13 protein-coding genes are annotated in these 12,690 nt (G+C 64.1%); 7 read left to right on the forward strand and 6 right to left on the reverse strand.

The window, feature by feature from the left end; all coding sequences use genetic code 11:
- Positions 1-220: 220 nt before the first annotated feature.
- Positions 221-697: a DUF4307 domain-containing protein gene (locus HMPREF3097_RS08160; RefSeq protein ID WP_246821341.1), complete on the reverse strand. Its 477-nt coding sequence runs from the start codon at positions 695-697 to the stop codon at positions 221-223.
- Positions 698-831: 134 nt separating this feature from the next.
- Here HMPREF3097_RS08160 and mca point away from each other — a divergent pair, with 134 nt between their 5' ends.
- The 3 genes from mca (at position 832) to HMPREF3097_RS08175 (ending at position 3,193) form a co-directional block, all read left to right on the forward strand.
- Entirely contained in the window at positions 832-1,809 is a 978-nt protein-coding gene (gene mca, locus HMPREF3097_RS08165) for a mycothiol conjugate amidase Mca (RefSeq protein WP_070761840.1), read from the forward strand.
- Between the two features lie 70 nt (positions 1,810-1,879).
- Complete coding sequence (locus HMPREF3097_RS08170) at positions 1,880-2,359, forward strand: hypothetical protein (protein ID WP_070761841.1); 480 nt, start codon at positions 1,880-1,882, stop codon at positions 2,357-2,359.
- Positions 2,360-2,422: 63 nt separating this feature from the next.
- The gene (locus tag HMPREF3097_RS08175) at positions 2,423-3,193 is read left to right on the forward strand and encodes an isoprenyl transferase (protein WP_371260104.1); all 771 of its coding nucleotides are present in this window, start codon (positions 2,423-2,425) and stop codon (positions 3,191-3,193) included.
- 69 nt (positions 3,194-3,262) lie between these two features.
- On the opposite strand, the gene coaA is transcribed toward HMPREF3097_RS08175, so the two are convergent.
- The gene (gene coaA, locus HMPREF3097_RS08180) at positions 3,263-4,210 is read right to left on the reverse strand and encodes a type I pantothenate kinase (protein WP_070758610.1); all 948 of its coding nucleotides are present in this window, start codon (positions 4,208-4,210) and stop codon (positions 3,263-3,265) included.
- A gap of 176 nt (positions 4,211-4,386) precedes the next feature.
- Between coaA and glyA the strand changes: the two genes are divergently transcribed.
- Both glyA and HMPREF3097_RS08190 read left to right on the forward strand, forming a co-directional pair.
- Positions 4,387-5,688, forward strand: coding sequence for a serine hydroxymethyltransferase (glyA, locus tag HMPREF3097_RS08185; protein ID WP_070758609.1), 1,302 nt, complete (start codon positions 4,387-4,389; stop codon positions 5,686-5,688).
- A gap of 2 nt (positions 5,689-5,690) precedes the next feature.
- Positions 5,691-6,365: an isochorismatase family protein gene (locus HMPREF3097_RS08190; RefSeq protein WP_070761843.1), complete on the forward strand. Its 675-nt coding sequence runs from the start codon at positions 5,691-5,693 to the stop codon at positions 6,363-6,365.
- A 122-nt stretch (positions 6,366-6,487) separates the two neighbouring features.
- On the opposite strand, the gene HMPREF3097_RS08195 is transcribed toward HMPREF3097_RS08190, so the two are convergent.
- Both HMPREF3097_RS08195 and HMPREF3097_RS08200 read right to left on the reverse strand, forming a co-directional pair.
- On the reverse strand, positions 6,488-7,657 hold the full coding sequence (locus tag HMPREF3097_RS08195) for an acyl-CoA dehydrogenase family protein (RefSeq protein WP_070758607.1): 1,170 nt from the start codon (positions 7,655-7,657) through the stop codon (positions 6,488-6,490).
- A 468-nt stretch (positions 7,658-8,125) separates the two neighbouring features.
- A complete protein-coding gene (locus HMPREF3097_RS08200) occupies positions 8,126-8,485 on the reverse strand; it encodes a DUF5997 family protein (protein ID WP_070758606.1) in 360 nt (119 codons plus the stop codon).
- Between the two features lie 193 nt (positions 8,486-8,678).
- Between HMPREF3097_RS08200 and HMPREF3097_RS08205 the strand changes: the two genes are divergently transcribed.
- Entirely contained in the window at positions 8,679-9,491 is an 813-nt protein-coding gene (locus tag HMPREF3097_RS08205) for a LysR family transcriptional regulator substrate-binding protein (RefSeq protein ID WP_070758605.1), read from the forward strand.
- 15 nt (positions 9,492-9,506) lie between these two features.
- Positions 9,507-10,121: a GNAT family N-acetyltransferase gene (locus tag HMPREF3097_RS08210; RefSeq protein ID WP_070761844.1), complete on the forward strand. Its 615-nt coding sequence runs from the start codon at positions 9,507-9,509 to the stop codon at positions 10,119-10,121.
- An 85-nt stretch (positions 10,122-10,206) separates the two neighbouring features.
- On the opposite strand, the gene HMPREF3097_RS08215 is transcribed toward HMPREF3097_RS08210, so the two are convergent.
- Both HMPREF3097_RS08215 and HMPREF3097_RS08220 read right to left on the reverse strand, forming a co-directional pair.
- The gene (locus tag HMPREF3097_RS08215; RefSeq protein ID WP_070761845.1) at positions 10,207-11,766 is read right to left on the reverse strand and encodes an MDR family MFS transporter; all 1,560 of its coding nucleotides are present in this window, start codon (positions 11,764-11,766) and stop codon (positions 10,207-10,209) included.
- An 81-nt stretch (positions 11,767-11,847) separates the two neighbouring features.
- Complete coding sequence (locus HMPREF3097_RS08220) at positions 11,848-12,570, reverse strand: TetR/AcrR family transcriptional regulator (RefSeq protein WP_070761846.1); 723 nt, start codon at positions 12,568-12,570, stop codon at positions 11,848-11,850.
- Positions 12,571-12,690: the final 120 nt, after the last annotated feature.

A 12,690-nucleotide genomic window follows, 5' to 3' on the forward strand; every position in this document is an offset into this window, starting at 1 on the left:
ATCCTCCTTGGAAATTATGTCAGTAATTTTCAGCTAATCCGGGCAATCACGGTCCATGCACTGTCCCCGGCGGTAGCGCCTTGGGTGGCGATAGCTTTGCAGGAAATGTCCCACGGTTTCGCCAACGCCTGCCGGTTCTCGCTTGTCCGGGCGTATTCTAGCACCGAATAGGCGCGAAAACTTCAGCCGACGCGTCGTCGGTTGCCCGTTCCTCGGTGGGCTACTGCTTCAGGTGGGAGGGGATGACCGAGGAGCAGCCGTAGATCTTCCCGGCGTAGCCCGGAACACGGGTGTTGATATCCACCGAGTGGCGGGAAGTCTTCGGCCCACCGGCAGGGACGTAGAACTCGCGGCGACCGACTTCATTCTTGTCGTAGTCCATCGCGGTGACGACGCAGTAAGCCGGCTGCGACGGATCCTCGCGGGTGACGTCGACGCGCATGTTCAGGCGGTTGTCGGACACCACGGAACCGCCGGACTCGACCGCGGTGACGTCCGCCGAGGACGCGTTCATGAACTGGTTGACCGCGTAAGCCATCGCGCCGGCGATGAGGACGACCAGTGCGATGACCAGCACCTTGCCGGCGAAGGGGCGGTTGCGTTCAGTGCCGTAGCGGGCCTTCAGGGCATCGTCCGCGGGCATCTGCGCATCACCCGGGCGGGAGTTGGGAACCGAAGGGGAAGCATCAGAGGTCATGGTGTTTTACATTCTAGGCAATGCGCCCATAAAAGCAGATTTCCGCGTCCAGGATCGGCCGGATCCTGCGGTTGGGGCGCGGTGGGGAGATGCCGTGTGACTTCCCTTCATCGCGCGTGGAACAATATGGAAGTATGACTGATTCGACGACGAGTGGCGCCCAGGGCGGTTATCGCGTGCTGGCGATTCACGCCCACCCGGATGATGAATCCAGCAAGGGCGCGGCGACGATGGCTCGCTATATCGACGAAGGCCACCGAGTCCGCGTGCTGACCTGTACGGGCGGCGAGGAAGGCAGCATCCTCAATCCGAGGATGGACCGCCCCGAGGTGCACGAAAACCTGGTGGACGTGCGCCGGGAGGAAATGGCCCGCGCCGCAGAGATCCTGGGGGTGGAGCACCGCTGGCTGGGCTACCTGGACTCCGGGCTGCCGGAATCCGGCAAGCGGGAGGACCTCCCGGACGGCTGCTTTGCGCTGCAGGATGTCGACGAAGTCGCCGCCGAGGTGGTTGCACAGATCCGCGAGTTCCAGCCGCACGTGATCATCACCTATGACGAAAACGGTGGCTACCCGCACCCGGATCACCTGATGGTGCACGCGGTATCCATGCGCGCCTGGGAACTGGCAGGAGATCCCGAGTATCGCCCCGACTTGGGTGAAGCCTGGGCTCCGCTGAAGCTGTACTACACGCACGGTTTCGTGGTGACCCGCTTCAACATGCTCGCCGAGGCGGTGGCACAGCGACAGGCCAATGGCGCGATGACCCTGCGCGAGTACCAGCACACCATGACGCAGCTGGCTTTCTGGCGTGCAAAGCAGGACGTCTACCCCCGCGTGACGACCCGCGTGAACGCTGCCGATTGGTTCGATCGCCGCGACGCCGCGCTGACCGCACATGCCACCCAGATCGACCCGGACGGGCCGTTCTTCGGTGTGGACGTGGACGTGCAGCGCGAGACGTGGCCCACGGAAGAGTTCGAATTAGCGAAGACCCGGGTGGCCACTACACTGCCAGAGAGAGAACTCACCGCGGGCCTGCCTCCGGTGGGCAGCGCCGATGAACTCAGCCAGAGTCAGCCGCCAGAGGTGCCGGTGCGCCCCGAGCAGTAGGATTTCCGCTAGAGAATTTTTAGCCAAGTACTCACACACGGCTTGACCGCCGCCGAAGGGAATGGATGACATGTTCGCAGCTCTTTCGACCCCTGCTCTGCCAGCAGCGGATCTGGTGACCGCAGGGGCGGCGTACACGACCACTGTTATCGCCCAGGGCCCAACCCCCAATACGGGCCCGCGCGGCGAGGAATTCGGCAAGGCCTCGCCGGTCGGGCTGTTCGTCATCCTGGGGCTGCTCTTCGTGGTCATCGTCATCGGATTCGGAATGAACCGCAGGCTGCGCCGCCTGGAACGCCGCCGCGCCTTCGCCGAGCAGCACGGCATCGACGTGTTCGATGAGGAGCGACTCAACAAGGCCATGGAGGAGAGCGGCTACGAGGAGTACGCGAAGGGCGGAGCGATGTTCGCCCGCACCGAGGTGCCGCAGACTGATGCTCGTTTCGAGCCGGCCTCCGGGATTGGCACGCAGCTCACCGGGCCCGACGCGATCGACGCGGAGCGCGCGAAGGCCGAGGAAGAAGACGAAGACGAGAATCCTGCACGCTAAGCGAGAGGATTTACAATCGTGCGTCTACCAAAGCTTGCGGCAGCGATCGGGCGAACCGAGCCGCTGAAGAGGCTCGCCAGCCTGCTCTATCCCGCCTACGAGGCGCGGCTGGCTCGCTCTCTACGGGATTTGCCGCGCCCGGCTCACATCGCAATCATGGCCGACGGTAACCGTCGCTGGGCTAGGGAGAACGGCTTCACCGACGTCTCCCATGGGCATCGCGTGGGCGCCCGGAAGATCGCCGAGATGTGCAATTGGTGCGACGAGATGGGCATCGCCTCGGTGACCGTCTACCTGCTCAGCACAGAGAACCTCAAGCGTAAGCCGGAGGAACTCGAGCTACTGGTCAAAATCATTGGGGACGTCGCCGACGAGCTTGGGCGGGCGAAGGCCGGATTCCGCGTGCGCTCCGTGGGGCACCTCGAGCTGCTGCCGCAGCAGCTTCGGGAACGCCTGGAATACAACGAGCAGCTCACCGCCAATAACACGGGCGTGTGCGTCAACGTCGCCGTCGGCTACGGCGGGCGTCAGGAAATCGTCGACGCGGTACGAGACACCGTCGCGGAACTCGCTGCGGATGGCACGCCGGCGGACGAGATCGCCGAGAAGATCACCGTCGACTCCCTGGGTAATCACATGTACACCAAGGGGCAGCCGGACCCGGATCTGGTGATTCGGACCTCGGGGGAGCAGCGGCTCTCGGGCTTTCTGCTGTGGCAGTCCGCCTACTCCGAGATTTGGTTCACGGACACCTACTGGCCGGCCTTCCGGCGGGTGGACTTCCTCCGCGCGCTGCGGGAGTACTCCCAGCGTCACCGCCGTTTCGGGCTCTAGACCGGCGTTGTGCTGGTAGCCCGGACCCGTCACAGACGGGCCGGGGGTAGTGCCAGCTGGGGAGCGAGGCTAGATCTTGCGCATCCGCACCCGGTCGACGAGGTGATCTGCGCCCTTGCGCATCACCAGGCTGGCCCGGATCCGGGTCGGCAGGATGTTCTCCATGAGGTTCGGCAGGTTCACCGTCTGCCAGATCTCCCGGGCCACCTGAGAGGCCTGTGCATCGCTCAGCCCAGCGAGGTGGTGGAAGTGCGCGTCCGGATCCTTGAAGGCGGTGTTCTTCAGCCGCAGGAAGCGGGAAATGTACCAGTCTTCGATGTCCTCGACCCGGGCGTCGACATAGACGGAGAAGTCGAAGAGGTCGCTGACCATGAGGGTCGGGCCTGTCTGCAGCACGTTGAGCCCCTCGACGATGAGGATATCGGGCTGGTCGACGACTTCGAACTCGCCCGCGATCCGGTCGTAGGCCTCGTGCGAGTAAACCGGTGCCTTGACGTTGCGGGCGCCTGATTTCACCTTGGTCACGAAGTTCAGAAGCGCCTGTTGGTCATAGGACTCGGGGAAGCCCTTGCGGTGCAGCAGGCGGCGGCGTTCCAGCTCGGCGGTGGGGAAGAGGAAGCCATCTGTGGTGATCAGGTCCACCCGGGGGCTGGACTCCCAGCGCTGCAGCAGCACCTGGAGCACACGCGCGGTGGTGGACTTTCCGACGGCCACAGAGCCGGACACACCGATGATGTACGGGGTGGGAGGCATCGGCTCGCCGATGAAGGTCTCGGTGGCCTGATTCAGGCTGCGCTGTGCCTCGACCCGCAGGTTGATGAGGCGGGAGAGCGGCAGGTAGACCTCGCTGACCTCGTCCAGGTCAATCTCGTCGCCGATGCCGCGCAGCTGGTCGAGCTCGGATTCGCTCAAGACCTGTGGCATGGACTTGCGGAGTTCGCGCCACTGGCTCCTCTTGAGCTCGATGAAGGGCGATACAGCCGCGTCCGCGGAGGCGCGCTGGGGCGTACGATTCATGGCCTCATTGTGCCTGTGTGGGGGGAGATAACCCAAATGTGCTAGGTGCGCTGTGACCTGCGTCCGGGGCAGACGCTAAGATGTGGGGCGCAACGCAACAACACCTTCTACCCCCAAGGATCGGTCTGCATTCTTGGAGGTATACACCTTTTTTGAAGGAAGGCCGACGGAAACTTATGTCCGATTCTCCACAGACCATCCAGCACAACGTGCCGCTGGCTGAACTCGACCCGGATGTCGCCCGCGCCATCGACGGCGAGCTGGCCCGCCAGCGCAACACTCTCGAGATGATCGCGAGTGAGAACTTTGTGCCGCGCGCAGTGCTGCAGGCGCAGGGCTCCGTCCTGACCAATAAGTACGCCGAGGGCTACCCGGGACGCCGCTACTACGGCGGCTGCGAGCACGTCGACGTCATCGAGGATCTGGCCCGCGACCGCGCGAAGCAGGTCTTCGGCGCAGAGTTCGCCAACGTGCAGCCGCACGCTGGTGCGCAGGCCAACGCCGCGGTCCTCATGGCACTGGCTAGCCCGCGGGATAAGATCCTGGGCCTGTCCCTAGCCCACGGTGGTCACCTGACCCACGGCATGCACCTGAACTTCTCCGGCAAGCTCTACGAGGCCATCGCCTACGAGGTGGACCCGGAGACCATGCGCATCGACATGGATAAGGTCCGCGAGCAAGCGCTCAAGGAGAAGCCGACCGTCATCATCGCCGGCTGGTCCGCTTACCCGCGCCACCAGGACTTCGCTGCCTTCCGCTCCATCGCGGACGAGGTCGGCGCGAAGCTGTGGGTCGACATGGCCCACTTCGCAGGTCTGGTTGCTGCCGGCCTGCACCCGTCCCCGGTCCCGCACGCTGACGTCGTGTCCACCACCGTGCACAAGACCCTGGGTGGTCCGCGTTCCGGCCTGATCCTGGCGAAGCAGGAGTGGGCGAAGAAGCTGAACTCCGCAGTCTTCCCGGGTCAGCAGGGTGGTCCGCTGATGCACGCCGTTGCCGCGAAGGCCGTGGCCATGAAGGTTGCCCAGACCGACGAGTTCCGCGACCGCCAGGCCCGCACCCTCGAGGGCGCGAAGATCCTGGCTGAGCGCCTGTCTGCCGCTGACACCAAGGGTGCTGGCGTCGAGGTGCTCACCGGCGGCACCGATGTTCACCTGGTGCTGGCTGACCTGCGCCACTCCGAGCTGGACGGCCAGCAGGCGGAGGATCTGCTGCACGAGGTTGGCATCACCGTTAACCGCAATGCCGTTCCTTTCGACCCGCGCCCGCCGATGGTCACCTCCGGCCTGCGCATCGGTACCCCGGCCCTGGCTTCCCGCGGCCTGGACACCGCCGCCTTCACCGAGGTCGCGGACGTCATCGGTACCGCGCTGGCGCAGGGTAAGAACGCCGACGTCGACGCGCTGCGCGCTCGCGTTTCCAAGGTCGCCGAGGACTTCCCGCTGTACGAGGGCCTCGAAGACTGGAAGCTGGTCTAACAATGGCGGAGTCCGCTGTGAACCCGCAGGACGGCCAGGCTCGCTCCGCGTCCCAGTCCGCTGGGGCGGGGCACGCGCTGATCATCGTCGACGTGCAGAATGACTTCGTTGACGGCAGCCTGGCCACCGAACGTGGTGCGCAGGCCGCCGAGGCGATCAGCAAGCACATTGCTGGCCTGCACCGCTACGACGTCATCGTGGGCACCAAGGATTGGCACATCGACCCGGCCGGGCACTTCGCCCCGGAGGGCGCGGAACCGGACTACCAGGACACCTGGCCGGTGCACTGCGTTGCCGGGACCACCGGCGCGCAGTCGCACCCGGCGCTGGCGACTGATCAGGTCGAGGCGTGGTTCCACAAGGGTGAGTACGAGCCCGCCTACTCGGGCTTTGAAGGCCACCTCGCGGACTCTCTTGCCACCACGGAAGCGAACAGCGCTGCTGCCGAAGCGGAGCGTCCGAAGGTGCTGCTCGCAGAATGGTTGCGCTCCCGCCGGATTGGTCAGGTGACCGTGGTCGGCATCGCGACCGACTTCTGCGTGCGCGCCACCGCGCTGGATGCGAAGGCCGAGGGCTTCGGCGTCACTGTCATCCCGCGCCTGTGCGCGCCGGTGTCAGCGGCGGGGGAGGAAGCGACCCTCGCCGAACTGCGTGAGGCCGGCGTCGAGGTGAAGTAGCCGCAGTCGCGACGTAAAGCTAAAAGAACCCGATGGTGGAAACCATCGGGTTCTTTCATGTCTAACTCACCCAGGCGGGCGGCTCAGGCTGCGCCCGCCCGGCGAGGGGCAAGGGGAGTGGCTTACTCGCCCTTAGCCAGCTTGCGGGAGATGATCTCCAGCATGATCTCGTTCGGGCCACCGTAGATCGGCTGGACGCGGGAGTCCAGGTAGTGGGTAGCGATCGGGTACTCCATCATGAAGCCGTAGCCACCGTGCAACTGCAGTGCCTGGTTCACGACCTCGATCTGCAGCTCGGTGGTGTGGTACTTCGCCATCGCAGCGGTGGTCTCGTCCAGCTCGCCCTTGACCTTGGCCTCGATGCAGGCATCGACGAAGGACTGTGCAGCCTGCAGGCCCTGGACCATCTTGGCCAGCTCCCAGCGGTAGGCCTGGTGGTCGACCAGACGGTTGCCGAAGGTCTTGCGGTCCTGGGAGTGCTGGTACACCAGGTCGAAGGCGCGACGGGAGGTCGCGACGGAGCCCACGGCGATGGACAGGCGCTCCTGAGCCAGGTTGTGACGCAGGTAGCCGAAGCCAGCACCGCGCTCGCCCAGCAGGTTCTCAGCTGGGACCTGGACGTTCTCGAAGGAGAGCTCGGCGGTGTCCTGGGACTTCAGGCCGACCTTCTTCAGCGGGCCGGTCTTGGTGTAGCCCTCCATGCCGTCCTCAACGATGAGCAGGGAGATGCCGGCGCGGCCCTTCTCCGGGTCGGTGATGGCGACGATGATGGTGAAGTCCGCCTGGACACCGTTGGAGATGAAGGTCTTGGCACCGTTGACGGTGAAGGAGCCGTCGCCGTTGTCGCGGGCCAGGGTGCGGATGCCAGCCAGGTCGGCGCCGGCCTCCGGCTCGGTCATGGCGATTGCGGCGATCTTCTCACCGGAGCACAGTGGCTTGAGGAAGCGCTCCTTCTGCTCGTCGTTGGCGAAGCGCTGCAGGTATGGGATGACCAGGTCGTTGATGGTCTGGATGCCCACGATGATGGAGCCGGAGTCTGCCTTGGCGAGCTCCTCGGTCAGCACGGCGTTGAAGCGGTAGTCGTTCATTCCGCCGCCGCCCCACTGCTCGTCGACCTCCATGCCCAGCAGGCCCATGTCCCCGGCTTTCTTGAACATCTCGCGGTCGACGTAGCCCTGGTCGTGCCAGCGCTCGACGTTCGGGCGGATTTCGGTCTCCACGAAGCCGCGGACGGCCTCGCGGAACATCTCGTGCTCTTCGTTGAACAGGGTGCGCGGAAGGTAGTTCTTCATGTTGTCCTCTCCGGAAGTCGGGGGATGTTCGGTGAAAGAGCCGGAACAGTTCGCACTGTGATCCAGAACTCTTAATGCTTATGTTCATAGTAACGCTTTGTGGCCTCAGTCACCTATTTATGAAGAAATATTTTTTAAACCCTTGTGTGTGAACTTAGGTAATGCTAACCTCAAATCAGCGCCCACGGGGGATTATCTCACGAGGTGCGCCAGTAGTGGATAGTCGTTTTCTGCCGCGCCGCTCGGGAAGGCTCCTCTTCTCGCCTCGCCCGAGCAACTTGTCACGGCGCGAATGGAAGCGATGGGTTGAAAAGCTGCCGTGGCCTAGTCACCCACGGCGGTAACAAAAGGGGTACACCCGGTGTCGTCGCACGGGTGCCAAAAACTCAGGCGGGGCTTTAAGCATCACAGTGCTTAAAGCCCCGCCTGAGCTTTCCGTGAAATCGTCAACCCCCCAGCGCGGATGACCTAGTTCTTGCCGCCTGGGCGATTTTCCGCCAGCGACTTCCGAGCCTCGCGCAGCCACTCCGGCTGGTTCTCCAGCAGCTCCTTGATCTCAGCGGTGGTCAGCGGCTTATCCAGATCATTCTTGCGCAGCGCAGTGATCGTAATGCCCAGCTTCCGCGCCACCTCCGGGCGTGGGTGGGGACCCTCGAGGCGTAGCTGCTGCAGCCACTCTGGTGGGTTCTGCTGCAGCTCCACGAATTCCTCGTGGGCCAGCGGGGTGTTCTGGAAATCCTCCGGGGCGGCCGGGAGGTAGATTCCCAACTTCTTCGCCGCCGTCATTGGCTTCATCTTTGGCCCCTTGGAGACCTTCTTATCTGTCATTGCCACTCCTGAAGGCTCAGCCATTGTGTGCCGAGCTGATAATTCTCTCGTCCGCGCGCCGCCAGTAGCGGCGCTGCGCATACTCAACTTTTCCGTCACCCATTCTAGAGCCAAGTGCCCGTTAACCCCGCCTCCCGGCAACCTGGCCTGACATTCCTTAAGTACCCCAGGGACCTCGCGATAGGATGGCCCCATGGCTCAGCTCGCCCCGCGCTACCTCCGCGTCGTCTTCAGCCCCGGCATCAACCCGGACAAGTGGTTCGCTCGCTTCGACGATCGCGTCCCCGGATGGCGAAGCGCTGGCGCTGCCGCGGACGACCCGCTGACATACATCAACAACGGAGAAGCGGACGTTGCGATCGTCCGTCTCGGTCAAGGTGGCGTACAGAAGGAAAAATTCCACACTGTGACCCTCTATGAGGAACAAATGGGTGTGGCCGCCCCCAAAGAGCACCCGATCGAGGTGATGGACCGGGTCAAGTGGGCCGAACTCTCCGACGAGATGTTCATGTACACCACACCCGCCGACGGCATCGACGACCTGCTCAAACTCCGCGAAATGCTGGGCGTTGTCGCAGCCAACGTCGGAATCGCCGTCGCACCCCGCCCCCTCCTGCGGGCCCTAAGAACCAGGGGAGTGGTCAACCGCGAGCTCCTGCTCCCCGCACCGCGAGACGAAGATCCGGACGCAGGCGCAGTCGATAGCGCGGCGGTAAGCGGTGAGGAGAAGGGCACCGCGCCCGGTCCAGAGCTGCCCGGCACGACCGTCGTCGCCGTCGTTTGGCTGAAAGAGCGGGATGCCGAGGAAATACAGGAATTCGTCGGCATCTGCCGCGGCCGAAAGGCCGGAAGCAGCCGCGGGGAACTCAGCGGCGCGGAACAGAAACGAGCCGCTCGCACACCAAAAAACGCGACGTCGTCGACAACCACCCCACGCCGAGCCCGCGGGCGCGCAGGGGCGCGCAAGAAAAGCGGCAAGAAAAATTGGAAAGGCCGCCGGCACTAAGGCAGAATCTGTGCCATGACGACCGTGGGTAAGAACACTCCAGAGACGACGGGCGGATCCGAGCCGAAGATCCAGGACGTCGAAAGCCCGAAGCGCGCAGAAGACAGCATCATCATCCGCAACCTCCGCGAAGAGGACTACCCGGAGGTGCGCGCCATCCTGCAAGAAGGCATGAACACCGGCGAAGCCACCTTCGAGGCCGAAGCCCCCGAATGGGAGGACTTCCGGGCAGCGCGCCTGCTGGAACTGACCTTCGTCGCTGAAGACGAAGCCACCGGCAAGATCCTCGGCTGGATCGCTGCCTCCCCAGCCAGCCAGCGCGAAGTCTTCCACGGCGTGATCGAGGACTCGATCTACATGTCCAGCGACGCCAAGGGGCGTGGCGTAGGCGGCAAGCTGCTCGACACCCTCATCGCCGAGGCCACCAAGGCCGGCCGCTGGTCCATCCACTCCCACATCTTCCCGGAGAATGAAGGCTCCGTGCGCCTGCACGTCTCCCGCGGATTCGAACTCGTTGGGACCTTCCACTCCATGGCGAAGATGAGCTACGGGCCCAAGAAGGACGTCTGGCGTGATAACCAGGTCTACGAGCTCGTCCTCGAGGAAGGCCCCGCCCGCAACGGCGAATAATCCCCCTGCCCAGCTGAGACGCCTCGCTAGGATAGCGTCTCGCTGAGGCGCTGTGTCTGATGTCGCGCCCAGCTGAGACGCCGTATTAGTCTAGCGTCTCGCTGAGCCGCTGGGGCCGAATAAAGACCAGCACCAACCCCGCCACCAGCATCGCCGGCGCCAACCACCCCAACACCGGCACCAGCGCATCGTTATACGCGCCCACCACAGCATCCCGCACCGGATCCGGCAGCTCGTGCACCGCATGCGGCGTCAAACTGTGTTGACCGCCATGGGCGAACTTCTCCGCGTACGGCGCCGCCGCAGGTCCCATCGCAGCCAGCGCCTCCGGCAGCCGCTGCGACATAAACTCGCCGGCACGGTGGCTGAACAAGCTGCCCACCACCGCGGCACCCACCGAACCGCCGATCTGGCGGAAGAAATTATTCGCCGCCGTCGCGGTACCCACAATCTTGATGGGGAAGGTGTTCTGCACCACCAGCGTCAGGATCGGCACCGTCAAGCCCAACCCCACGCCAAATACCGCGAGGCACAGCCCGAGATACTTCATCGAGGAATCCGGGGTCAGCCGCCCCACCATCACCAACGCGACCGTCGCGATCCCCAGGCCCACAACGGGAAAGTACTTGTACTTGCCTGTGCTCGAGATATAACGCCCCGACGCCGTCGAGGAGATCAGCATCCCGGCCATCATCGGGATCATCATGAGCCCCGCAGCCGTGGGGGACAGGCCGTGAATCATCTGGATATACGTCGGCAGATAAGCCATCGCACCGAACATCGCCACGCCAACGATGATGCTGGAGATCGTGGTCAGCGCGAAGTTGCGTACCCCGAAGAGCTTCGTCGGCAGCACCGGGTTCGCCACCCGCGGCTCAACCACCAGGAACAATGCGGTGGCCACGATGGTGGTGCCCAGCAGCCCCAGGATGACCGGATCGGTCCAGCCGTAATCGCGGCCACCCCACGTCAGCGCCAGGATCAGCGTGCTCGTTGCGGCGGCCAACAGCACCGAGCCGAACCAGTCGAAAGGTGCGCGCTGCCCGCGCCGCGGCAACTTCAGCGCGAACGCCGAGAGAGTGAAGGCGATGACCGCCAGGGGCACGTTGAACCACAGTGCCCACCGCCAGCCTGGGCCGTCGGTAAAGAATCCACCCAGCAGGGGCCCAAGCACGCTCGATAGGCCAAAGACCGCGCCCATGAGCCCCATGTACTTGCCGCGCTCGCGGGCCGGGACCACGTCGGCGATGATCGCCTGGGAGAGCACCATCAGGCCACCACCGCCCACGCCCTGCACCGCGCGGGCGAGGATCATCATCCCCATGGACTGCGCATTCGCACCGATCACCGAGCCGAGCAGGAAGACCGCAATCGCGAACAGATACAGCGGCTTACGTCCCAGCTGATCGCCGAGCTTGCCGTAGATCGGCATGCCAATGGTCATCGTCACCAAAAACGCGGTGATGACCCAGCTCATCTTGTCCGCCCCGCCCAGCTCGCCAACCAGCGTCGGCAGTGCCGTGGCGAAGATCATCTGCCCCAGCGAGGACATGAGCATGCCGATCATCAGCGAGGCGAAAACCAGCGGGACGTTATTTTGTTTGCGGTAGTCCTTTCCGGGGGCGGTGGACGCGGTATCTGTCATCTTTTCTTCCTGCTGTTGGGTTCGTTGTTGTGATGTTTATGTCGGTTGGGGAGGGGACGACGTCCCCGCCTGCAAGCTCGGTCACTCAAAGCTCAGCCGGTCGAAACCAGCATGGAGCGTGCCGAGGGCGCGGGTAGCGGCGGTGAAGGCCCCGGCGTCGGCGATGCCGCTATCGGAACTGTGCGCCAGGGCGAATGCGGACCACACCGTGGAGGTCACCATGTTGACCAGCAGATGCGCTTCTTGTTCGAGCGGTAGATCCCGCAAGCTTCGATTGGCGGGGTGCTCGGTCAGGTTGGCGATAATGGCCTTCTTGAGGCGCTCCTTAGCCTCATGGAGCGAACGATGGCGGTCGTAGAGCAGCTCGGGGGATGTGCGAAGAAGCACGGCACGGCGCCGGGCGATCTCTCGGGAGAGCGCTGGGTCGATCGAACTGGCATGCCGCCGCTTCTGGACCTCAATATGCGCCCTGCCGACGAGCTCCACCACCTGCGCCGGGAAGGGGAAGTCCTTCTCGGCGGACAATTCAGTGATCTCCGCGAGTAGGGCCGGGGTGACGACGCTGGCTGACGGGCCGCTCAGCAGCTGGGCCTTGGATTCGAAGTAGTTGAAGAAGCTGCGGCGGCTAATATCCGCGCCTTCGCAAATCTGCTCCACGGTCACTTGATCCACGCCGTGCTCGAGGAAGAGGCGGGTGGCCACGTCCTCGATGGTGAGCGTGGTGTGGAGCCGGTTTCGCTCACGCCTTCCGGTCGGCGGGCCGGTGTGCTCGGGCCTAGGCTCGGGATCTGGGTGCTGTGTCACCCAAAAAAGATTACGCTCAGTGCACTATTGCACGCAATGCAAAAATTTGTGAGATGGCCGATACTTCGGGCCGTAGGGCGGGTACAAAAAACCGGCCGGGCCACGGGGATCCGTGGCCCG

It is taken from the genome of Corynebacterium sp. HMSC27B11, assembly GCF_001815985.1.
Taxonomy (GTDB): Bacteria; Actinomycetota; Actinomycetes; order Mycobacteriales; family Mycobacteriaceae; genus Corynebacterium.